The sequence below is a fragment of the Variovorax rhizosphaerae genome (assembly GCF_037889975.1).
GTDB classification, from domain to species: domain Bacteria; phylum Pseudomonadota; class Gammaproteobacteria; order Burkholderiales; family Burkholderiaceae_C; genus Variovorax; species Variovorax rhizosphaerae.
In genome coordinates, this window is sequence record NZ_JBBKZT010000001.1 from 231,059 (window position 1) to 251,926 (window position 20,868).

Sequence of the window (20,868 nt, forward strand, 5' to 3'; positions counted from 1 at the left end):
CGAAGAAGAAGACCATGAACACTTCGATCGCCTCACGACGCACCGTGCTGCTGCCTGCTTGCGCCTTGCTGCTCGGCGCCATCGCATCGGTGGTCGGCGCCACCGACATATCGAGCCAGCCGCTGGCGACGCTGCCCAAGGTCAAGGCCAAGCCGAACCTGATGTTCATCCTGGACGATTCGGGCTCGATGAACTACAGCTACATGCCCGACGAGCTGGGCGAGTCATCCAGCGGCACTGACGAGCCCTACACCAACTGGCGCGGCTACTGGTCGGCGCAGTGCAACGGCCTGGCCTACGACCCTGATCCGGCTCAAACCTATCCGCCGCCGCTCAAGGCGGATGGCACGAGCTACCCCAACGCGACGTATCCCAATGCGAAGAAGGATGGCTACACGAGCAGTTCCAGCGATACGACGGACCTGTCCGGCGCCTACTACTACAGCTACAGCGGCAGCCAGCCAAAGATGGGCTGGGTCTACACCACCAGCGGCGTCACCAACAACGCCTTCTACCAGGAGTGTTCGAGCACCAGCAGTTCCAGGTTCACCAAGGTACAGGTGAGCAGCCTCACGGCGGCGGACAAGGTGAAGTACGCCAACTGGTACTCGTACTACCGCAAGCGCTACCTGTTGATGCGCACCGCCATGGGCCGCGCGATCTCCCAACTCGACGAGGGCTACCGCGTCGGCTTCAGCACCATCCACGACACCCGCGCGGTGGATGGAAGCAACTCGGTCTCGAATGACATGGGCTACTTCCGCGACGTCAAGGACTTCGACGCGACGCAGAAGACGCGCTTCTACAGCAGCCTCTACGGCGCGACCCCGGGCGACTCGACACCGCTGCGCACGGCGTTGTCGAAAGCCGGCCTCTACTACGCCAGGAAGGCGCCCGGCCAGACCTACGACCCGGTGCAGTACGCCTGCCAGCGCAACTACACGCTGCTGTCGACGGACGGCTACTGGAATGGCGGCAAGGGTGTGCGGCTCGACGGCGCCACGATCGGCCAGCAGGACGGCACCGAAGCCAGGCCGATGAAGGACGATGCCACGATCACCGTGACGTCCGTAACGCGTTACACCGCCCCTGCGAGCAGCACCGAAATCAAGTCGCAGGCCAGGACCTTCGACTGGACGCGCACCGAAACCACCGTCTCGAGGAGCTTCAGTTTTGGCTGCCTTCTTCAGGGTGGGTACGCCGTAACGAAGCAGACCCAGACCTACAACCAGACATCGCAAACACAAACCTTCAGCACGCCGCGAACCGCCACCGCCTCCTACCAAAGCACCGTCGTGACCACCGATGGCGTGGTCACATCCGGCCCGACCAGCAGCGCCGAAACCCTCTCCGGTTGGACTTACACAGGCACCGCCGCGACCGCGACGGTCAACGGACCCGACAAGGGCGCGCCCGGGCCCAACAGCTACACCGACAGCGGCCCCGCCACTTCGGCCGGCTGCCAGGGTACGGCCGGCAACGGCCAGTCGAGCTACTCGACCGGCTCCGGCGCCTGGAGCGCCTGGTCAGCCCTGGTCACGACCAACACCACGCCAGCCATCGGGGCCTATGACAACGGCGTGGTCGCCACGACCAGCACCAGTTCAGGTGGCACGGCCGACACCCTGGCCGACGGCGCCGAGTACTTCTGGAAGAGCGACCTGCGCACCACGGCGCTCGGCAATTGCACCTCCACCACCAGCTCAGGCCAGGACCTTTGCAGCAACATCGTGCCCACGTTGGGCAGCGACACCGCGACCTGGCAGCACATGAACACCTACACCATCGGGCTGGGGGTGAGCGGCACGCTGCCCTACGACAAGAACTACCTCACGCAGACCGCCGGCGCCTACGTGAACCTCAGCAACGGCCCGACCAACTGGCCGCCACCCAGCAACACCCAGAACTCGAACGGCACTGAAGACGCGCGCAACGTCGACGACCTCTGGCATGCGGCGGTCAACGGGCGCGGCCAGTACTACTCGGCACTCAACGCATCCGCACTGACCGAGGCCATCAATGGCGTGGTCACAGCCGTGCAGGCCGTATCGGGCTCTGCCTCGGCCGCCTCCACCAGTTCGCTGGAACTCGTCGCCGGCGACAACAACAAGGTATTCGGCGCCAGCTACACCACCGCGGCCTGGACCGGCGACCTGAAAGCCTACGCGCTCACCGGCGAAGACGCGTCCATTGGCGACACCCCGCTGTGGTCGGCGCAGAGCCTGCTGGATGCCACGGCGGCATCGGCACGCAAGATCTATTTCGGCAACGGCAACGTGCGCCAGGACTTCCAGTACGCCAACCTCAGCGCCACGCAGAAGGCCTACTTCGACAACATGTGCTCGAAGTCGGTCCAGGCGGCGCAGTGCGCCTCGCTGTCCACCTCGGACAAGGCGCTGGCCGAGTCAGGCACCAACCTGGTCGCCTGGCTGCGCGGCACGCGCACCTACGAGAGCACCAGCGCGGGCGTTGCAGCGCTCTACCGCAAGCGTGACCATGTGCTGGGCGACATCATCAACGGCGCACCGCAGTACGTGGGCAAGCCGCCGTTCAACTATGCGGACAGCGGCTACGCCAACTACGCCAGCGCCAGCGCCACCCGCACGCCGGTGGTGTACGTGGCCGCCAACGACGGCATGCTGCATGCGTTCTCGGCAGCCACCGGCGTCGAGCTGTGGGCCTACGTGCCGACCGCGGTCATGCCCAATCTCTACAAGCTGGCCGACACCAGCTATGCCAGCAGGCACCAGTACTACGTCGATGCAGCGCCGGTGATCGGCGACATCAAGGTCGGAAGCAGCTGGAAGACGATCCTGGTCGGCGGGCTCGGCAGTGGCGGCGCCGGGTACTACGCACTCGACATCACCGACCCCGCCAACCCTCTGCCGCTCTGGGAGTTCACCAACACCAACCTCGGCCTGACCCATGGCAACCCCATGATCACCAAGCGCGCCGACGGCACCTGGGTGGTGGCATTGACTTCCGGCTACAACAACACCGCCGGCGACGGCAAGGGACACCTCTACCTGCTGAATGCCAACACCGGCGCCCTGCTGCTGGACATCTCCACCGGCGTCGGCAGTTCCACCGACCCGAGCGGCCTGGCAAAGATCAACGCCTGGGTCGGCAACACCACGGACAACACCGCCCAGCGCTTCTATGGCGGCGACCTGAAGGGCAACCTGTGGCGCTTCGACGTCGACAACCTGGTCCTCCCCAACCAGAAAGCCCTGCTGCTCGCCCGGCTGCAGACCAACGCCAGCACGCCGCAGCCCATCACCACCAAACCGCAACCCGCTGAAATCTCCGGCAAGCCGGTGATCGTCGTCGGCACGGGCCGTTACCTCGGCACCACGGACATCGAGGACACCGCCGTGCAGAGCGTCTACGCGATCAAGGATCCGCTGACCGCCACCGGCTGGGACGACGTGCGCGCCAGCAACGCTTTCGTGTCGCAAACACTGAGCTTGAACCGCGATGGCAACGGCAAGGCCCTCACGGCGTCGATCAGCGACAACCCGGTCGACTGGACCACCAAGGCCGGATGGCGCGTCGACCTGCCTCAAGCGGGTGAACGCGTGAGCAGCAACATGGTCACGCAGTTCACGACACTGGCTTTCGCCTCGACCATTCCGACGGGCAATGCCTGCGACTCCGGCGGCTCGTCGTGGATCTACTTCCTCGACATCACCAACGGCGGCGTGATCACCTCCAACCCCGTCGGCGCGCTGTTCAGCAGCAACTCGCTGATCGTGGGCCTGAGCTGGGTGCAAACCAGCAGCGGCAACTCCAAGATCGTCGTGCAGGGCAGCAGTGGCGACAGGACGACCGGGGCGCCGCAGGTTGATGGGTCTGGGCCCAGCGGGGGTGGGGCTCGGCGGACGTCTTGGCGGGAACTGGTGGATTGAAATGAAACGTCTGCACTCAAGCCGGTGTGGCCTGGACGATGTAGCCGATCTGCTGAAGGCGCCTGCTGAGGCGATTGGTCACGGTCTGCTTGTGCACGTCCAAGCCTGCACAGCGCGGATAGATGACTTCCATGATCGCCTCCAATTGCGGCGACATCGGCGTGCGGCCCACGTTATCGGAGTCTGAAATGCGTGCTCAGGGGCGCCAAGCCCCAGGCGACAGTACGGGGTGCTCGTGAGGCCGCGGGTCCAACTGAAATACGGGTTCGAGGCACCAAGTACAAACCGACCTCTGTGCCGGACGCCGCGCTCGAATTACACATCCGTTTCATGCGTCGCGGAAGACGCGCCAGCGTCATGGAAAACTGAAATGAAACGACTGCATTCAAGCTGGTGTGGCCTGCACGGTGTAGCCGATCTGCTGCAGGCGCCGGATGAGGCGGTTGGCGGTCTTGGTGACGTTGGCGCGGTCGAAGTGAGCGGCTCCCAGGTCGTGCCATTCGGTGCCGTCACGCAACATGTGCCAGGCTGCGGTGAGCATCGAGGCGGCCACGGCGATGATGGCCTTCTTGGCGCCGCGACGAGCGCGCAGGCGGTGGAACTGGGCTTGCAGATAGCTTCCCTTGACCTTGATGGCGGACCAGGCGGCTTGCACCAGCGTGGTCTTGAGCCACTTGCCGCCGCGGCGCAGGCGGGTGCTGCGGCGCTTGCCGGCGCTCTCGTCGTTGCGCGGGCACATGCAGGCCCAGGACAGCAGGTGCCCCGGTGTGGCGAAGCGCGACATATCGATGCCGATTTCGGAGACCACCACATTCGCGTTGACGCTGCTCAAGCCGGGCATCGTGCTCAACAGCTTGGCGGCGGCTCGAAACGGCTCGAGCCCCAGGCCCACCTCCTTTTCGATGTCGGCGATGGCCTTGTCCAATGCGTCGATGTGGCCCAGGTGCAGCTTGAGCATGAAACGATGGTGCGCGCTGGCGCGCCCGCGCAGCGCTTCAATCAGTTCGCTACGGCTGGCCTTGACGCGGGTCGTGATGCAGGAGGCCAGGCGTTCGGCATCGCTCTGACCCTCGATGAGGGCTTGCAGGACTGCGCGTCCGCCCTTGCCCAGGATGTCGCTGATCACGACGCTGAGCTTGAGGTTGGCATCCTCGAGCACCTTCTCGATGCGCTGCACGTGCGAGGCACGCTCGCGCACGAACTGCTTGCGGGTACGCGTGAGCGAGCGAAGCTCCTGCACGGCAACGGGTGGCACGAAGCTGGCCCGGATCAGCCCATGCGCGAGCAAGTCCGCCAGCCACATCGCGTCGTTCACGTCGGTCTTGCGCCCGGGGACGTTCTTGACATGCGCGGCGTTGGCCAGGACGAGCTCGAAGTGACCTTCCAGCACGTGCCATACCGGCTTCCAGTACACGCCGGTGGCCTCCATGCCCACGTGCTCGACGCCGAAGGAGTCGAGCCAATCGGTCAGGGCCAGCAGCCCCGAGGTCGTGGCGTGGAAGGTGCGCACTTCCTGCAACGGAGGGCCGTCGCCGGCAATGCGTACGCACGCCACCACGGTCTCCTTGTGCACATCCAGACCTGCGCAGCGCGGATAGATGACTTCCATGATTGCCTCCGTGTCGCGGCGACATCGGCGTGCGGCCCACGTTATCGGAGTCTGAAATGCGTGCTCAGGGGCGCCAAGCCCCAGGCGACAGTACGGGGTGCTCGTGAGGCCGCGGGTCCAACTGAAATACGGGTTCGAGGCACCAAGTACAAACCGACCTCTGTGCCGGACGCCGCGCTCGAATTACACATCCGTTTCATGCGTCGCGGAAGACGCGCCAGCGTCATCGAAAACTGATATGAAGGGTCGGGCTTGAATCTTGTTTGGTCGGTCTTGGAACCTCAGTTCTGCGGAAATCGTTCGACGACCTGGTTGACGATCCTGAAGGATCAAAAACCGTTGCAAAGTACGCCGTCCAGAAACTCGGTATTCCCGATGCCATCACCGGCAATGCAGAGTTGAACCGCTGGCTTACAGGCAACTGGAAAATCAGCGAGGACTCGCGGCCGGCCCCGCTGAACAAATGAAAAAGCCGCCCGGAGGCGGCCTCATTGAGAGCGCTGGTGGATCAGCCCTTGCACGATCCCGGCAAGTACCGCTTATCGAGCGGATTCGTGGCAGCCGGGCCGCACTTCCACGATGCGATCGCCTTGCCGCCATCGGTGGTCGGGGCGAGCGCCGTAGTGCCCGCTGCGTCCATGTACGGGGTCAGGCTGATGGAATTCGTTGTTGCACTCGTGGTGCCGCCGAGGTTGGTATTGTTGCCCACGACGGTGATTTGACCGGCCGTGCCAACCGAACCCGAGGTCACGTATTTAGTGGCCGTGAAGGTGCATGGCGTCGCTGCGAGCGCTGTGACGACACTGGGGGTTGGCGAGGACTGCACCAGCTCAGTCACTGACGTGCGACACGACGACGCGGCATCGATCATCTCTGCGACTTTCGCGCGCACTGTGTAGTCTTGATAGGCCGGCAACGCGACTGCGGCCAGGATACCGATGATCGCCACGACGATCATCAGTTCGATCAGGGTGAAGCCCTTTTGCACACTGCGTGAGATAGACCTTCGATTCATTCGCTTACTCCAGTTTGGTTGAGAGAGGCCCGGGAGCCTCCCCGGAGCGGATTCCTGATTGCAGCATCTGTGCCAGACAGCGGCAACCTTGTCCCAAGGCACTTCGGGAGCGGATCTGTTGACATTCCCCTTACAGGATCTGACGTAACACGCCGGCTGAGCCCCACACCTCGTGACATTTTTTGTCAATCGACCCAGTTACGTCAGTACCGGCGCGCTCAAAGTGTCAGCACCGCAGCCGCCTTCAACCACCGAATATCCCGCGGATCCACCTTCTTGGCCTTCCATCCCGCCGACAGCGCATCGATCTGGCTCATGATCTCTTCGGTTTCGGCCGGCTTGGTGTGGGTGATGTAGATGGGGTAGTTCTTGCCAGGCCCGATCTGCGCCAGTTCATGGGCCAGCGTGGTGGGCGAAAGGTGCAGGCTGCGTCGTGCCAATGCCTGTTCCCGGTTGCTGAAGGCCGTCTCGATCACCAGGATGCCCACGTCGAGCTGGTTCACGCGATTCCAGAAGGGTTCGTTGCGTTCGGTGTCGCCGCTGAAGACCCAGTGCCGCGTGCCCTTCGCGCAGCGGACCGCGTAGCCGCAGGCCGGCACGGTGTGCACGGCCGGCAAGACCTCGATGTGCTTGGGCTGGCTGCTGCCCAGTTGCAAGGTTTCCCCGATGGTGACCGGATGAAAAGTGACGAAAGGCGAGTCGGTGCTGGGGATGCTGGCGAAGTCCGGCCAGATCACGTTGTTGAAGACGTGCGCGCGCAATGCCTCGATCGTGGCGCGCAGCGCATGCACGCGCAGCGGCTTGGTGCGCAGGCTGGCCACGGTGTCGAGCATCAGGGGCAAGGCAGCGATGTGATCGAGGTGCGAATGGGTCAGCAGCACATCGTCGATGCTCGCCATTTCTTCCAGGGTGAGGTCACCCACGCCGGTGCCGGCGTCGACCAGGAGATCGTTGTCGATCAGGAACGAGGTCGTCCGGCAGTCCTTGGCAATGGCGCCTGAGCACCCCAACACTCGCACCTGCATCTTGCAGCCGCCTCTTCTCTTGAACGCTATTTGGAATCGAACCGGGTTGCGCCGTCCCATTCCGGGTCAAAGGGCCGCAACTTCATTGAGGCTAAACGCTCGGCATACAACCGGTAAAGGACTTTTTTGGCATCCCGCGCCAGCAACAAGTCCAATGCTGTCTGCGCTTCGTCAGGCTGTTGCGTTTGGTACGCCCCCAGCATCCGGGTCCATAGGCGGAGATGATTTTCCTCGTCCTCGGTCATCCCGGCCGCGCGGCCTGCGGGCGAATAGATGGTGACGGCCTGGTGCCGACCCTTGACGCGCACCCGGTCCAGTTCCTGCCACGCGAAGAGGGGGGCCGCCTGCATGGTGGCCTCGCTGGCGACGACGGTTTCGCCGTAGGTGCTGCCGAGACCCTCCAGCCGCGACGCCAGATTCACCGCATCGCCGACCACCGTGTAGCTGCGCCGCACGGCGGAGCCCATGTCGCCGACGCTCATGACGCCGGTGTTGATGCCGATGCCCACGCTGACTTCCGGCCGGCCGGCCTGCCGATTCTGCTGGCTGAGTTCGCGGATCGATGCGGCCATGTCGATGGCGGCCTGGACGGCGAGCGCCGCATGGTTGGGCGCGTCCACCGGTGCGCCCCAGAAGGCCATGACGCAGTCGCCCATGTACTTGTCGACCGTGCCGCCGTATCGATTGATGACTTGCGTGAGGCGGTTGAAGACGGTGTTGAGGAACTCCTGCAGTTCCTGCGGCGACAGTTGCTCCGAGAGGTGCGTGAACCCGCGCATGTCGCAGAACATGACGGTGAGCTCCTTGCTTTCCGCGCGCATGCTGTATTGCCCCGGCCGCTCGAGCATCTTCTCGACCAGCTCCGGCGGCACGTAGGTACCGAACAGGTTGGCCAGCCCGCGCCGGCCGCGCTCTTCCACGAAGTAGCCCCAGCCCATGTTGACAGCGAAGGCCATGGCCATCATGAGCATCGCCGACGCAATGGGCAGGACGAGTCCGGCGGACACGAAGAGCCATGCATTCAGGCCCACCACGGCCGCGAGGGTCGAGGCGAAGAGAAGCACGGCGCGCCACATCCTCAGCAGCGAAAGCCCGATCGCAAGAACCACTCCAGCGATGACGAGCACGGCCACTTCGTAGCCCCGCGCGTAGTCCGGCACGGCGAGCAGCCGGCGGTCGAGCAGGGCGGAGACCACATTGGCATGCACTTCCACGCCCGGGAACGTGGCGTTCGTGGGCGTGGCGCGCAGGTCTTGCAGCCCGGGCGCGGTGGTGCCCACGAGCACGATCTTGCCCTGCAGATCGCCGGGCGGAAGTGCGCCGGCCAGCACCGCGGTGGCAGGGACGTAACGGAACGAGCCGCCCAAGGCGCCGCCCGGCCCGCGATAGGGAATCAGCATGCGCGCGCGCTGGTCGACCGGCGCACGCAACGCGTTGTGTCCGTCGCCCAACAGCAGCGCCTGGAGAGGCAGCCGGTCATCCTCGGTGCCCAGGGGAAACGAGGCAAAGGTCGGCGTGACGCCTGACATGCCCGATGCCAGGCGGAAGATCGCCAGCCCGAGCGATTCGTAATACCCCGCCGCCGCCGCACCTCCTTCATACCGGGCGATCAAAGGGGCAGCGCGCAACAGTCCGTCGCTGGTCGATCCAAGGTCCGCATTGATGAATCCGGCGGTCGTTGCCGCCTGCGCGAGCACCGCGATGTTGCCGCCAAACCCGTTCCACTCCGGCGCATACGCCCCATGCGCAGGAAAGGCAGTCAGCGGCAGCACCGGGGGCGGCAGCACCCCCTTGGACAGTGGCGTCGCACCCTGCGTGAAGTAGTAGCCGAGCGCCACCCGATGGCCCTGGATGGCGCGTGCGAAGCTGCCGTCGTAGTCCAGCGAAAATTCGAGCCGCCCGATTTCCCTTGCCAGCGCCGCGTCATCCCGCAGCGGGCCGCGCGACAACTCGCGCAGGTTGGCCAGGCCGGAACTCTTGTCGACTTCCGCGAACACGACGTCGAACCCCACCACCGCTGCCTTTTGCCGGCCCATGAGCTCATTCGCCAGGCGTGCAAGCTGGTGGCGCCCCCAGGGCCATTGACCGATCGCCTGGATGCTCGCGTCATCGATGTCGACGATGACGATGCGCGGGTCGAGTGTCTGCGGCATGGTGGCCCGCAGGCGCCAGTCGTAGATGTAGCTGTCGAGGCTGTCGATGAACGGCCGCCGTGGCTGACTGACCGCATGCACCAGCACCAGCGCCATCGGCACCAGCGTGATGAGGATGCGCCGCCAGTGTTTCAGCAGCGCAGCCATTGCGCGCCGGGATCAGGTGTGGACGAATTGCATCCGGGTGCCGCCGAGCTCCAGCACATCGCCGTCCTGCAGGGCGACGGCATCGGCGCCCAACGGTTCGCCGTTGAGCACGGTACCGCCGTCGATCGGCGCCACCACATAGCCCTGCAGCCGACGGGTGACCGCGGCAACCGCGACACCGGGCTTGCCGATCGTGGTGACCACCTTCTGCAGCGAGAGCTCGCGTCCGGCGCCTGCACCGGTGAGCACGCGGATGACCGCAATGCCGCTGGCGGGCGCGAGCGGCGACATTTCAGTCGGCGCAGCGGACAAGGGAAGCGGCATCGGCGCCGACGAGCCCGGACCCCGCACGAAACTGCCGCTTTCATGCGCGGCAATGGTGGCGATGTACCGGATCTTGTACTTGCCGACTTCGATGACGTCGTTGTGCTCCAGCGCCTGCTTCTTGATGGCGCGTGCGTTGACGTAGGTGCCGTTGGTGCTGTTGAGATCTTCAAGATAGACGTCGCTGCCGATCATGTGCAGAACGGCATGCTCCCCGCTGATCGCCAGATTGTCGATCACGATGTCGTTGTAGGGCCGTCGCCCGAGGGTCGTGCGGTCCTTGGCAAGCGTGACTTCCTTGATCACGACTCCGTCGATCGAAACGATCAATTTCGGCATGGCCGACTCCTGGATCTCAGTACGTTTTCAATGCATCAGCACAACACGCGCCAACCTACTGCCCAAGCAGCCCTGTCAAGCGGCGATATCGCGCTCTGAAATGTTACCGGCACGAGCAAGAACAACAGAAATGTTGTCCCTTCCGCCATTCTCGTTTGCAATTTCAACCAACATTGTTGCTTTTTCTGACAATTCTGTGTGTTGCGACAAAAGCGAGAAAAGCTGCTCCTCTAGAACCATTTCACTCAGTCCGTCCGAACATAACAGGTACAGGTCGCCGGAGCGAACGCTGTGCTCGTGCATTTCAAGGTCGACGTGGCGCTCGATGCCCAAAGCCCGCGTCACCAAGTTGCGATGTGGCGACAGCGCGGCCTGCGCCGGGGTGATGACACCGGCGTCGATCTGCTCCTGCAGCAGGGAGTGATCGCGTGTCAGCTGCTCCAGCCTGCCTCCCCTCAGCCTGTAACAACGCGAATCGCCGATGTGGCCGACGATGACGCGGTGGGGCCCGAACGCTGCGACGACCAACGTCGTCCCCATGCCCTGGAGTTGTAGATTTGCAACACCGGCCTCGAGGATGGCGTCGTTCGCCTCGTCGACCCCGGCTTGCAACGCGCGACGGACGGTGCGCGCATGGGCCCGTGGACCGGCATGGGCCAGCCAGCGCCCGAAACTTGCCTGCAACAACGCGATGGCCATGCCGCTCGCGACCTCGCCGCCGTTGTAGCCGCCCATGCCATCCGCCAGGATGGCCAGACCCAGCGCGGGGTCGAAGGCAATGGCGTCCTCATTGTTCGCCCGCACTCGCCCGGAATGGGTCAACGCCGCGAATTGCCATGGCAAGGACACGGCCCCAGGGGCATGCACGGCGCCGGTGATTGCCATATGCAGGTCTCTTTCGATTTCAGGTTGCTGCGTGAGCACGCTTCTGCATGGAGCGGCCGACCGCCACCACGAGGGCCGCGCCGGCCGCTGCAGCGGCGTAGTGCAGCCACGCATTCGCCGCCAACACGTCATGCAGCGAGGCATCTTCCACGATCGTCTCGCCACCGACCCAACCGATCAACGCGGCGCCCAGCATCACGATGATCGGGAAGCGCTCCATCACCTTGATCATCAAGGTGCTGCCGAAGATCACCAGCGGAATGCTGATCGCCAGGCCGAGGATCAGCAACACCATGTCGCCGCTGGCCGCCGCCGCGACCGCGATGACGTTGTCCAGGCTCATCACGAGGTCGGCAATGAGGATGGTGCGGATTGCCGCCGCCAGCGATCCGTATTCCTTGCCTTGGCCTTCGTCTTCCTCGTCGTCGCGGAGCAATTGCACGCCGATATACAGCAGCAGCAAGCCACCGGCGATCTGCAGGAATGGCAGCGCCAGCAGCTTGGCGGCAACGACTGTGAGCACGATGCGCAGCACGACTGCAGCCCCGGAGCCGAACATCACGGCCTTCTTTTGCTGCTCCAGCGGCAACGAGCGCGCCGCAAGCGCGATCACGACGGCGTTGTCACCGGAAAGGATGATGTTGATCCAGACGATCTTCATCAGGCCCAACCAGAAATCAGTCGATTGCAGAAATTCCATCCATCGTCCCTCAAGCCCTGGGTCTGGAACCAAAAAAGCGCCCGCAACCAACGTCGCGGGCGCCCTTGTCAGAGGCAGGCAATCAATTTGCCAAGCGCAGTTTACAAACGTGACTTCAGCAGTTTGCCCAATTCCGAGAAGTTGCGTGTTACGGTGAACCCGCACTCTTCCATGATCGCCAGCTTGGCTTCCGCCGTGTCGGCGCCGCCCGAGATCAGCGCACCGGCATGGCCCATGCGCTTGCCGGGGGGCGCGGTGACGCCAGCAATGAAACCGACGATCGGCTTCTTCATGTTGTCCTTGCACCAGCGGGCGGCGTCGGCTTCGTCCGGGCCACCGATTTCGCCGATCATGATGACGGCGTCGGTATCGGGGTCGTCGTTGAAGGCCTTCATCACGTCGATGTGCTTGAGGCCGTTGATCGGGTCGCCGCCGATGCCGACTGCGCTCGATTGGCCCAGGCCGATTTCGGTGAGTTGCGCCACCGCTTCATAGGTCAGCGTGCCCGAGCGCGAGACCACGCCGATGCGGCCCTTGCGGTGGATGTGGCCGGGCATGATGCCGATCTTGATTTCGTCGGGCGTGATCAGGCCGGGGCAGTTCGGGCCGAGCAGCAGCGTCTTCTTGCCGCCAGCGGCTTCCTTGGCCTTCATCTTGTTGCGCACTTCGAGCATGTCGCGCACCGGGATGCCTTCGGTGATGCAGATCGCCAGGTCCAGGTCGGCTTCGCAGGCTTCCCAGATCGCGGCGGCGGCGCCCGGAGGCGGCACGTAGATCACCGACACGGTGGCGCCGGTCTGCGATGCGGCTTCCTTGACCGAGCCGAAGATCGGGATGCTGAAGATCGATTCGCCGGCCTTCTTGGGGTTCACGCCCGCGACGAAGCAGTTCTTGCCATTCGCGTATTCCTGGCACTTTTCCGTGTGGAACTGGCCGGTCTTGCCGGTGATGCCCTGGGTGATGACCTTGGTGTCTTTGTTGATGTAGATGGACATGATGTTCCTTAGGCCTTGGCTTTGACGGCTGCGACGACCTTCTGGGCCGCTTCCGCCATGGTGTCGGCGCTGATGATCGGCAGGCCCGAATCGGCCAGCAGCTTCTTGCCTTCGACTTCGTTGGTGCCCTTCATGCGCACGACCAGCGGCACTTGCAGGTTCACGGCCTTGCAGGCTGCGATCACGCCGGTGGCGATGGTGTCGCACTTCATGATGCCGCCGAAGATGTTCACGAGGATGGCTTCCACGTTCTTGTTCTTCAGCATGATCTTGAAGGCTTCGGTGACCTTCTCGGGGGTGGCGCCGCCGCCCACGTCGAGGAAGTTGGCCGGCTCGCCGCCGAACAGCTTGATGGTGTCCATCGTGGCCATGGCCAGGCCGGCGCCGTTCACCAGGCAGCCGATGTTGCCGTCCAGCGAGATGTAGGCCAGGTCGAACTTGGAGGCTTCGACTTCGGCCGCGTCTTCCTCGTCCAAGTCGCGCAGGGCGACGATCTCGGAGTGGCGGAACAGCGCGTTGCTGTCGAAGTTGAACTTGGCGTCCAGCGCCATGACCTTGCCCTTGCTGTCACGGTTGAGCGGGTTGATCTCGACCAGCGAGGCGTCCGTCTCCATGTAGCACTGGTAGAGCTTCTTGAGGATGTCGACCGTTTGCGCGGTGGAGTCGGCCGGCATGCCGATGCCGTCTGCGATTTCCTTGGCTTGCGCGTCGGTCAGGCCCACCTTGGGGTCGGCCATCACGGTGATGATCTTCTCGGGCGTGTCGTGCGCGACGGCCTCGATGTCCATGCCGCCTTCGCTGGAGGCAATGAAAGCCACCTTCTGCGTGGCGCGGTCGGTCACTGCCGAGACGTAGTATTCCTTGTTGATGTCGGCGCCGTCCTCGATGTAGAGGCGACGGACCTTCTGGCCTTCCGGGCCGGTCTGGTGCGTGACCAACTGCATGCCGAGGATCTCGCCGGCCAGGCGCTTGACGTCGTCGATGCTCTTCGCAACCTTGACGCCGCCGCCCTTGCCGCGGCCACCCGCGTGGATCTGGGCCTTGACCACCCACACCGGGCCGCCAAGCTTCTGGGCGGCCTCGACCGCCTCCTGAACCGTATACGCCGGAATGCCACGGGGCACCGGCACACCGAACTTGGCAAGGATTTCCTTGCCTTGGTATTCGTGAATCTTCATGAGGATGTCTCTCGGAAGAGGATGATGGGACGGGAGATGGGGAGGCTGCTGTCCGGGGGCCGCGTGCGCTGCAGGGCGGGCCGGCGAACAACCGGAGAATGTATCATGGTGCGCTGCACCAACCGCAGGCATTCGCTTGTGGTCAATACGTAGTTTCTCCAGCGAAGTACAACACCATGGCCAAGGTCTTCATCGACGGCGAAGCCGGCACCACCGGCCTGCAAATCCGCGAACGTCTCGCCACGATGCCCGACATCGAGGTGGTCAGCATTGCACCCGCGCTGCGCAAGGATGTGAGCGCCAAGCGCGAGCTGATGGCCGGCGTCGACCTGGTGATCCTGTGCCTGCACGACGATGCGGCCATCGAATCGGTGGCGCTGATCGACCAGATGAGCGGCAAGAAGCCGAAGATCATCGATGCGTCGACGGCGCACCGCGTGAACCCGGCGTGGACCTTTGGCTTTCCCGAATTGGTGGCGGGCCATTGGGAGGCAGTGGCCAGGGCTGATCGCGTGGCCAATCCGGGTTGCTATGCCACCGGCGCCATCGCCATGGTGCGCCCACTGATCGACGCGGGGCTGCTGCGCGCCGACCAACCCATCGCCCTGCCTTCGGTCAGCGGCTTTTCGGGCGGCGGCCGGACCATGATCGAGGCTTACGAATCGGGTGCCGCGCCGGCGTTCGAGACCTATGCACTCGGGCTCAAGCACAAGCACATCCCCGAGATCATGAAGTACACGGGGCTCACGCACCGGCCCGTATTCATCCCCTCGGTCGGCAACTTCAAGCAGGGCATGCTGGTGCAGTTGCCATTGGACTTGGACCAACTGCCCGGCAAGCCGAAGGCCGGCGACCTGCATGACGCTCTCGCGGCCCACTATGCCAAGAGCAACACGCCGGCCCAATACGTGAAGGTGCTGCCACCCACCGATGGCGGCAAGATCGATCCGTTGGCGCTCAACGACACCAATGAACTCGAGATCCGCGTGTTCCCGAACGAAGACCACCGCCACGCGGTCGTCATCGCGCGGCTCGACAACCTGGGCAAGGGCGCCAGCGGCGCGGCGGTGCAGAACCTGGAATTGATGCTGGGGCTCTGAGCCTCGTCGAATCGCTGGAGCGATCGGCCGCAGCAGTGCCGACGCCCGCACGCTGGCGGCGGGGACATTCATGGCATGAAGTACGCCGCGGGCCAATCCCGGTTCGCGCCCCTTCTCAGTCGCTACATATTTGATAGCATCCTTTGCAATTGTGGCGCGCATTTCCGCGGTTCCAGGCGTGCAAATGTGGCTATCATCCGGCGATCCAAACAAGAGGAGCGCCCAACATGACCGCCAAGTTCCAGAAGCCCACGGGCGCGTTCGTCGCCGCTTCGTGGGCCGCACTGTTCGTCGGTGCGATCGTGTTCCTGATCGGGTTGTGGAACGCGTCCATGCAGCTCAATGAAAAGGGCTACTACCTCACTATCCTGATGTACGGCCTGTTTTCCGCGGTGTCCCTGCAGAAGTCGGTGCGCGATCGGCTCGAGGGCATTCCGGTCACCAACATCTACTACAGCCTGTGCTGGGTTTCGTTGCTCCTGTCGGTGGTGCTGCTCGCGGCGGGCCTCTTCAATGCGACCCTGGCGGGGAGCGAGAAGGGCTTCTACGGCATCGCGTTCCTGCTTGCGCTCTTCGGTGCGGTTGCCGTGCAGAAGAACGTGCGTGACATCGCCGCACACAAGGCCGACGCGCCGCAGGTCGGAGACGAACCGGACGTGGCCTGAACCGCAGGCTGAATTCGACCCGCGCTGCGCCGGACTTCAGCGTGTGAGGTGGAAGCCCGCAGCCACCAGGACAGCGTGCACGCCGACGGCGATCCACCAGATCTTGTGCGAGGGCGTGGTCGCATCTTCCAGCGCATCGCCGATGCGCTGGTTGAGCATGGTGCGCAGGGCCGCGTCTTCAGCGCCCGCTGCCGCTGCCCCGAATTCGCCCTGGGTCTGCTGCCAATGCGCCACCATGTCCGACAGCGGCAGCCGCGCGAGCACGAAGCCGATGGCCAGCCGCACCGCCTTGCTTTCGCCCAGCACCGGCTCGAGTTGACGGCTCAGGGTTTCGACGGTGAGCCAGTCCGGCACACGCTGTAGCGCACCGTGCGTGCGCGGCATGGCCTCGATGCGGCCGGCGATGGCTGACGCCAACCGCTGCGAAATGGTGTGACCGTGCGCCCTGACCACCTGCTGCAGCGCCCCCGCATGGCCTTGCTTGACGCCGATGACCAGGTAGAGCGGGATGTACAGCATCAGCAGCATGGCCACCAGCAAGGGCGGCGAGGCCAGCATCGCCAGGACACCGCCGATGCCGCCCGCATGGCCTGCGGACATGCCCGGTCCGTTGAAGCGGCTCAGGTACCAGGCGAACGCGCCGCCGCCGCACAGCAGCGCCAGCAGTCCGCCCACCACAACGGAACTCGCGTAGGCCGCGCCGGCCTTGAGACCGGTGCGCATGAGCGATGGCGAAGCCGCCGATGAAGCATTCGATGACAAGATTCCTCCCGGATTTGCGGTCTGCGCCGCGCCTCCGGATCATGCCAGCCCATGCCAGGAATGGGCACGTTTAATTGTTGTCGTCGGTAGTTTTCAGCGCTTTGGCGACCACATCGGCGGAGAAGCCGCGGGCCAGCAGGAAGCGCATTTGTCGGGCGCGATCGGCCGCGTCAACCGGGGGGGCGCCGAAGCGGCGGCGCCAGACTTCCACTGCGCGGGGCAACTCGGTGTCGCGCAGACCGGCCACGGCTTCGGCAATGGCTTCCGGCGCGATGCCCTTGTGGGCGAGTTCTTGCCGGACCCGCGCTGCGCCCATGCGCGATGCACGCTGGTTCAGCACGGACTGGACCACACGCGCCTCGCTGATGAAGTCCTTTGCGGCGAGCTCGTCGAGCGCCCGGTCCAGGGAGCCGGGCTCTTCTTCGTGCCGCGCGAGCTTGCGCTCCAGTTCGGCGCGTGAATGCTCCCGTTGGCTCAGCAGGCGCAGCGCACGGCCTTTGAGGGAAGGGGCTGCAAATGCCATCGGCTGACGTGGCGTTTACTTCTCAGTCTTGTCGGCCTTGTCAGCCTTCTCGGCCTTCGCGGGCTTGGCCGCAGGCGCCTCCGGGGCATTCGCATCGGCGGCCAGCAGCGGAATGCCCAGTGATTCGCGCACCTTGTTCTCGATCTCGCGCGACAACTCGGGGTTCTCGCGCAGGAACTCGCGGGCGTTGTCACGGCCCTGGCCGATCTTCTCGCCCATGTAGGCATACCAGGCGCCGGACTTGTCGACGATCTTGGCCGTGACGCCCATGTCGATGATCTCGCCTTCGCGGCTGATGCCCTCGCCGAACAGGATGTCGAACTCGGCCGTCTTGAACGGGGGCGAGACCTTGTTCTTGACGACCTTCACCTTGGTTTCGTTGCCGATCGCTTCGTCGCCCTTCTTGATCGTGCCGATGCGGCGGATGTCCAGGCGCACCGAGGCGTAGAACTTCAGCGCGTTGCCGCCGGTGGTGGTTTCGGGCGAGCCGAACATCACACCGATCTTCATGCGGATCTGGTTGATGAAGATGACCATGCAGTTGGTCTTCTTGATCGTGGCGGTGAGCTTGCGCAGCGCCTGGCTCATCAGGCGGGCTTGCAGGCCGGGCAGCGAGTCGCCCATTTCGCCTTCGATTTCAGCCTTGGGCGTGAGCGCGGCGACCGAGTCGACCACGATCAGGTCCACGGCGCCGGAACGCACCAGCGAGTCGACGATTTCAAGGGCCTGCTCGCCGGTGTCGGGCTGGCTGATCAGCAGGTCCGACAGGTTCACGCCGAGCTTCTGGGCGTACTGCACGTCGAGCGCATGCTCGGCATCGACGAAGGCGCAGGTGCCGGCCTGGCGTTGCATCTCGGCAATAACCTGCAGCGTGAGCGTGGTCTTGCCCGAGGATTCCGGGCCGTAGATTTCAATGACGCGGCCGCGCGGCAGGCCGCCGACGCCCAGCGCGATGTCCAGCCCCAGCGAGCCGGTAGAGACCACCTGGATGTCTTCCAGCGCCTCGCCTTCGCCCAGCCGCATGATCGTGCCCTTGCCGAACTGCTTTTCGATCTGCGCCAGCGCGGCCTGCAGTGCCTTGGCCTTTTCGCTGTTCGGGACCGAGATGCTGCTGCCCTTGACGAGTGCGTCCATGAAAAATCTCCTTGAATATCAACGGGTTATGTTTGGTTTTGGCATCTGTGTTTGATAACAGGCTGGATGCTTGAACAGTAGTGTATGCGGCTGTATAAATCCGTAAAGACGATTTTTAGTCAGTTTGCTTTACCATTTGCAGCATGACCACGGCACCCCACGAAGACGACTGGCGCCAGACGCACCTGGGCCGCCTGCTCGGCCATGCGATGCGCCGCTTCGACGAGCGCGTGCTGACGCTGATGGCGCATGACATCGAGGTGCCCCTGGCGCTGTCAAACCTCGCGGCGCGCCAGCAGGTCAGCGCCGCGCACATCCACATCACGCGGCACCTGGCGCGCAACGGCTCGCGCCTGACCGAACTGGCCGATCGCGCCGGCATGACCAAGCAGGCGATGGGCGTGCTGGTGGATCAATGCGAGGCCTGGGGCATCGTCACGCGCGGACCCGATCCGCTCGACGCGCGGGCGCGGCGCGTGACGTTCACCACCGACGGGCTCGCCTGGCTCGATGCCTTTCGCCGCGCCGTCGCGCAGGCCGAGCAGGAGTTCCGCGCCAGCGTGGGCGACGAGGTGGCCACCGTGGTGACGATCGGGTTGGAGGCCTACGCCACTTGAGCGACAGGCCATGGACGCACTTCTAGAATCGGCCTGATACGACTTGCAACCAAGCCCAGAACCAGGCGCAGCGCCGCAGACCGTGCTGTAGCACGCCAAGGCACTCCAACGCAGCGATGTGTTTGGTTGCAGGTCGCATGAAAGCAACATCGCAGGGACGCCACAAGACCAACGGGACACCACCCATGCGAATCCTGATTGCCGAAGATGACCAAGTCCTCGCCGACGCCTTGCTGCGCAGCTTGCGCACCTCGGGCGCCGCCGTCGACCACGTCGCCACCGGCTCGCAGGCCGATGCCGCGCTGATGACCAACAGCGAATTCGACCTGCTGATCCTCGACCTCGGCCTGCCCAACCTGCACGGGCTTGAAATCCTCAAGCGCCTGCGTGCGCGCGGCTCCACCCTGCCGGTGCTGGTGCTGACCGCTGCCGACAGCGTGGAAGAGCGCGTCAAGGGCCTCGACTACGGCGCGGACGACTACATGGCCAAGCCCTTCTCGCTGCAGGAACTGGAGGCGAGGGTGCGCGCGCTCACGCGGCGCGGCATGGGCGGCACCAGCAACGCCATCCGGCACGGTCCGCTGGTCTACGACCAGGCGGGCAGGGTGGCGACCATCGACGGCCGGATGCTCGAGCTGTCGGCGCGCGAACTGGGCCTGCTCGAGGTGCTGCTGCAGCGCGCAGGCCGGCTGGTCAGCAAGGACCAATTGGTCGAGCGGCTGTGTGAATGGGGCGAGGAGGTGAGCCTCAACGCGATCGAGGTCTATATCCACCGCCTGCGCAAGAAGATCGAGAAGGGCCCGATCCGCATCGCGACGGTGCGGGGGCTGGGCTACTGCCTGGAGAAGATCCAGGCGTAGGCGGTCGCGGGCGCCATCAAGGCTGCTTGCGCAGGACGTTCGAGATCACGGCAGCGGATTCGGTTGTCGCGTGAAAGCCGAAGCTGCGGTAGTAGCCGTTCGAGTCATAGCGGCCTGCCGCGACCAGCACGATCGCCGACATGCCGTAGTACGTGTTGGTGGCGCTCAGGTTGCAAGGCAATTGGCTGCCGGTCGCGGCGTTGCTGGCATTCAGCACCATGGCGAACATGTTCTTCCGTGCGGCGGGTTCCAAGTGCTTGACGGTGCCGGAGACCGTGCATGCGCCGGGTACGACGCCCGCGGTGGTCCCGGTGAAGTTGCCTTTCGCGTCCACGGTGATCGACATGTCGAAATCGACCGGACTGTCGACGCGCCAGGTGCCGGCCATGCCGGCCTGGGTGGTCGCCAGGGAGTTCGACTTGCTGTAGCGCAAGGGGCCCAGGAATTCCTGCGTCCCGTCTGCGACGGTGTAGGTACCCAGGATCTGCTCCTTGGCAAAGAAGGCGCCGGAGCCCTTGATCTCGTCGAGCCCCTTGGCGCTGCGCAGGAAGGTCGGACTCTTGAAGGACCATTCGTACTTGGCGACGGCGATGGAGCCGAGGGTCCATCCCGGCGTGCCCTTGCCCATCAGGTAGCCCGATGGACCGATGAAGGTGAGGTTGTTGTCGGCTTCGTAGATGCCTTCGCTGTCGTTGCCTGCGTCCGCAGCCGATCCGCGCTCGGGCTTCGGGGGCAACGGCTCGGTGTCCTTTGCACGGGCGTAGACATCCGGTGCGCTCGGGGCGGGCGCAGCCGGGGCCGTGGCCGGTGGCGCCGGCGCTGCCGAGGCGGGCGTCGGGCTGGCGGGCTCCTGCGCTGTCGGGCTGCTGCTGGAAGGGGTCGTCGTGGCAACGGGGCTCGTCTCGGCCGCTGGCGATGTCGCCGGCAAG

Annotated in this window: 19 protein-coding genes; 6 read left to right on the plus strand and 13 right to left on the minus strand. The window is 64.5% G+C overall.

Annotation, left to right across the window (positions count from 1 at the left end; all coding sequences use genetic code 11):
- Positions 1 to 14: 14 nt before the first annotated feature.
- Positions 15 to 3,908, plus strand: a complete 3,894-nt coding sequence (locus WKW82_RS01005) for a pilus assembly protein (protein ID WP_340340390.1) — start codon at positions 15 to 17, stop codon at positions 3,906 to 3,908.
- 385 nt (positions 3,909 to 4,293) lie between these two features.
- On the opposite strand, the gene WKW82_RS01010 is transcribed toward WKW82_RS01005, so the two are convergent.
- Complete coding sequence (locus tag WKW82_RS01010; RefSeq protein ID WP_340340391.1) at positions 4,294 to 5,517, minus strand: IS110 family RNA-guided transposase; 1,224 nt, start codon at positions 5,515 to 5,517, stop codon at positions 4,294 to 4,296.
- A gap of 263 nt (positions 5,518 to 5,780) precedes the next feature.
- Here WKW82_RS01010 and WKW82_RS01015 point away from each other — a divergent pair, with 263 nt between their 5' ends.
- Positions 5,781 to 5,984, plus strand: coding sequence for a hypothetical protein (locus tag WKW82_RS01015; protein ID WP_340340392.1), 204 nt, complete (start codon positions 5,781 to 5,783; stop codon positions 5,982 to 5,984).
- Positions 5,985 to 6,025: 41 nt separating this feature from the next.
- Here the strand turns inward: WKW82_RS01015 and WKW82_RS01020 are convergent, their stop codons facing one another.
- The 8 genes from WKW82_RS01020 to sucC form a co-directional block, all read right to left on the minus strand.
- The gene (locus tag WKW82_RS01020; protein WP_340340393.1) at positions 6,026 to 6,505 is read right to left on the minus strand and encodes a pilin; all 480 of its coding nucleotides are present in this window, start codon (positions 6,503 to 6,505) and stop codon (positions 6,026 to 6,028) included.
- 245 nt (positions 6,506 to 6,750) lie between these two features.
- On the minus strand, positions 6,751 to 7,557 hold the full coding sequence (locus WKW82_RS01025; RefSeq protein ID WP_340340394.1) for a 3',5'-cyclic-nucleotide phosphodiesterase: 807 nt from the start codon (positions 7,555 to 7,557) through the stop codon (positions 6,751 to 6,753).
- Between the two features lie 26 nt (positions 7,558 to 7,583).
- Positions 7,584 to 9,857, minus strand: coding sequence for a CHASE2 domain-containing protein (locus WKW82_RS01030; protein ID WP_340340395.1), 2,274 nt, complete (start codon positions 9,855 to 9,857; stop codon positions 7,584 to 7,586).
- 12 nt (positions 9,858 to 9,869) lie between these two features.
- Positions 9,870 to 10,520: an FHA domain-containing protein gene (locus WKW82_RS01035; RefSeq protein WP_340340396.1), complete on the minus strand. Its 651-nt coding sequence runs from the start codon at positions 10,518 to 10,520 to the stop codon at positions 9,870 to 9,872.
- A gap of 75 nt (positions 10,521 to 10,595) precedes the next feature.
- Positions 10,596 to 11,405: a Stp1/IreP family PP2C-type Ser/Thr phosphatase gene (locus WKW82_RS01040; RefSeq protein ID WP_340340397.1), complete on the minus strand. Its 810-nt coding sequence runs from the start codon at positions 11,403 to 11,405 to the stop codon at positions 10,596 to 10,598.
- A 19-nt stretch (positions 11,406 to 11,424) separates the two neighbouring features.
- Positions 11,425 to 12,105 carry a TerC family protein gene (locus WKW82_RS01045; protein ID WP_340340398.1) on the minus strand — a complete coding sequence of 227 codons (681 nt, stop codon included), beginning with the start codon at positions 12,103 to 12,105 and terminating at the stop codon, positions 11,425 to 11,427.
- 101 nt (positions 12,106 to 12,206) lie between these two features.
- Positions 12,207 to 13,100, minus strand: coding sequence for a succinate--CoA ligase subunit alpha (gene sucD / locus WKW82_RS01050; RefSeq protein WP_340340399.1), 894 nt, complete (start codon positions 13,098 to 13,100; stop codon positions 12,207 to 12,209).
- Positions 13,101 to 13,108: 8 nt separating this feature from the next.
- The gene (gene sucC / locus WKW82_RS01055) at positions 13,109 to 14,278 is read right to left on the minus strand and encodes an ADP-forming succinate--CoA ligase subunit beta (RefSeq protein WP_340340400.1); all 1,170 of its coding nucleotides are present in this window, start codon (positions 14,276 to 14,278) and stop codon (positions 13,109 to 13,111) included.
- Between the two features lie 176 nt (positions 14,279 to 14,454).
- Here sucC and argC point away from each other — a divergent pair, with 176 nt between their 5' ends.
- Both argC and yiaA read left to right on the plus strand, forming a co-directional pair.
- Positions 14,455 to 15,378, plus strand: coding sequence for an N-acetyl-gamma-glutamyl-phosphate reductase (argC, locus tag WKW82_RS01060; protein WP_340340401.1), 924 nt, complete (start codon positions 14,455 to 14,457; stop codon positions 15,376 to 15,378).
- Between the two features lie 227 nt (positions 15,379 to 15,605).
- The gene (yiaA, locus tag WKW82_RS01065; RefSeq protein ID WP_340340402.1) at positions 15,606 to 16,043 is read left to right on the plus strand and encodes an inner membrane protein YiaA; all 438 of its coding nucleotides are present in this window, start codon (positions 15,606 to 15,608) and stop codon (positions 16,041 to 16,043) included.
- A gap of 36 nt (positions 16,044 to 16,079) precedes the next feature.
- Here yiaA and WKW82_RS01070 read toward each other — a convergent pair whose 3' ends face one another.
- The 3 genes from WKW82_RS01070 to recA all read right to left on the minus strand — a co-directional run bounded on the left by WKW82_RS01070 (position 16,080) and on the right by recA (position 18,462).
- Positions 16,080 to 16,766, minus strand: a complete 687-nt coding sequence (locus WKW82_RS01070) for a hypothetical protein (protein WP_340340403.1) — start codon at positions 16,764 to 16,766, stop codon at positions 16,080 to 16,082.
- A 109-nt stretch (positions 16,767 to 16,875) separates the two neighbouring features.
- The gene (gene recX, locus WKW82_RS01075) at positions 16,876 to 17,328 is read right to left on the minus strand and encodes a recombination regulator RecX (RefSeq protein ID WP_340340404.1); all 453 of its coding nucleotides are present in this window, start codon (positions 17,326 to 17,328) and stop codon (positions 16,876 to 16,878) included.
- A gap of 15 nt (positions 17,329 to 17,343) precedes the next feature.
- A complete protein-coding gene (recA, locus tag WKW82_RS01080) occupies positions 17,344 to 18,462 on the minus strand; it encodes a recombinase RecA (RefSeq protein WP_340340405.1) in 1,119 nt (372 codons plus the stop codon).
- Between the two features lie 143 nt (positions 18,463 to 18,605).
- Here recA and WKW82_RS01085 point away from each other — a divergent pair, with 143 nt between their 5' ends.
- Positions 18,606 to 19,079 (plus strand): MarR family winged helix-turn-helix transcriptional regulator, encoded by a 474-nt coding sequence (locus WKW82_RS01085; RefSeq protein WP_340340406.1) that lies wholly within the window; start codon positions 18,606 to 18,608, stop codon positions 19,077 to 19,079.
- Between the two features lie 185 nt (positions 19,080 to 19,264).
- On the plus strand, positions 19,265 to 19,939 hold the full coding sequence (locus WKW82_RS01090; protein WP_340340407.1) for a response regulator: 675 nt from the start codon (positions 19,265 to 19,267) through the stop codon (positions 19,937 to 19,939).
- Positions 19,940 to 19,955: 16 nt separating this feature from the next.
- On the opposite strand, the gene WKW82_RS01095 is transcribed toward WKW82_RS01090, so the two are convergent.
- Positions 19,956 to 20,867: a hypothetical protein gene (locus tag WKW82_RS01095; RefSeq protein ID WP_340340408.1), complete on the minus strand. Its 912-nt coding sequence runs from the start codon at positions 20,865 to 20,867 to the stop codon at positions 19,956 to 19,958.
- Position 20,868 lies beyond the last annotated feature (1 nt).

Excerpts from the sequence above, each read along its gene's own strand:
- WKW82_RS01005 (WP_340340390.1), top strand. The coding sequence starts at position 15 with ATGAACACTTCGATCGCCTCACGACGCACCGTGCTGCTGCCTGCTTGC.
- WKW82_RS01010 (WP_340340391.1), bottom strand. The coding sequence starts at position 5,517 with ATGGAAGTCATCTATCCGCGCTGCGCAGGTCTGGATGTGCACAAGGAG.
- sucC (WP_340340400.1), bottom strand. The coding sequence starts at position 14,278 with ATGAAGATTCACGAATACCAAGGCAAGGAAATCCTTGCCAAGTTCGGT.
- WKW82_RS01025 (WP_340340394.1), bottom strand. The coding sequence starts at position 7,557 with ATGCAGGTGCGAGTGTTGGGGTGCTCAGGCGCCATTGCCAAGGACTGC.
- WKW82_RS01040 (WP_340340397.1), bottom strand. The coding sequence starts at position 11,405 with ATGGCAATCACCGGCGCCGTGCATGCCCCTGGGGCCGTGTCCTTGCCA.
- WKW82_RS01085 (WP_340340406.1), top strand. The coding sequence starts at position 18,606 with ATGACCACGGCACCCCACGAAGACGACTGGCGCCAGACGCACCTGGGC.
- WKW82_RS01030 (WP_340340395.1), bottom strand. The coding sequence starts at position 9,857 with ATGGCTGCGCTGCTGAAACACTGGCGGCGCATCCTCATCACGCTGGTG.
- sucD (WP_340340399.1), bottom strand. The coding sequence starts at position 13,100 with ATGTCCATCTACATCAACAAAGACACCAAGGTCATCACCCAGGGCATC.
- recA (WP_340340405.1), bottom strand. The coding sequence starts at position 18,462 with ATGGACGCACTCGTCAAGGGCAGCAGCATCTCGGTCCCGAACAGCGAA.
- WKW82_RS01045 (WP_340340398.1), bottom strand. The coding sequence starts at position 12,105 with ATGGAATTTCTGCAATCGACTGATTTCTGGTTGGGCCTGATGAAGATC.
- WKW82_RS01070 (WP_340340403.1), bottom strand. The coding sequence starts at position 16,766 with ATGCGCACCGGTCTCAAGGCCGGCGCGGCCTACGCGAGTTCCGTTGTG.
- yiaA (WP_340340402.1), top strand. The coding sequence starts at position 15,606 with ATGACCGCCAAGTTCCAGAAGCCCACGGGCGCGTTCGTCGCCGCTTCG.
- argC (WP_340340401.1), top strand. The coding sequence starts at position 14,455 with ATGGCCAAGGTCTTCATCGACGGCGAAGCCGGCACCACCGGCCTGCAA.
- recX (WP_340340404.1), bottom strand. The coding sequence starts at position 17,328 with ATGGCATTTGCAGCCCCTTCCCTCAAAGGCCGTGCGCTGCGCCTGCTG.
- WKW82_RS01035 (WP_340340396.1), bottom strand. The coding sequence starts at position 10,520 with ATGCCGAAATTGATCGTTTCGATCGACGGAGTCGTGATCAAGGAAGTC.
- WKW82_RS01090 (WP_340340407.1), top strand. The coding sequence starts at position 19,265 with ATGCGAATCCTGATTGCCGAAGATGACCAAGTCCTCGCCGACGCCTTG.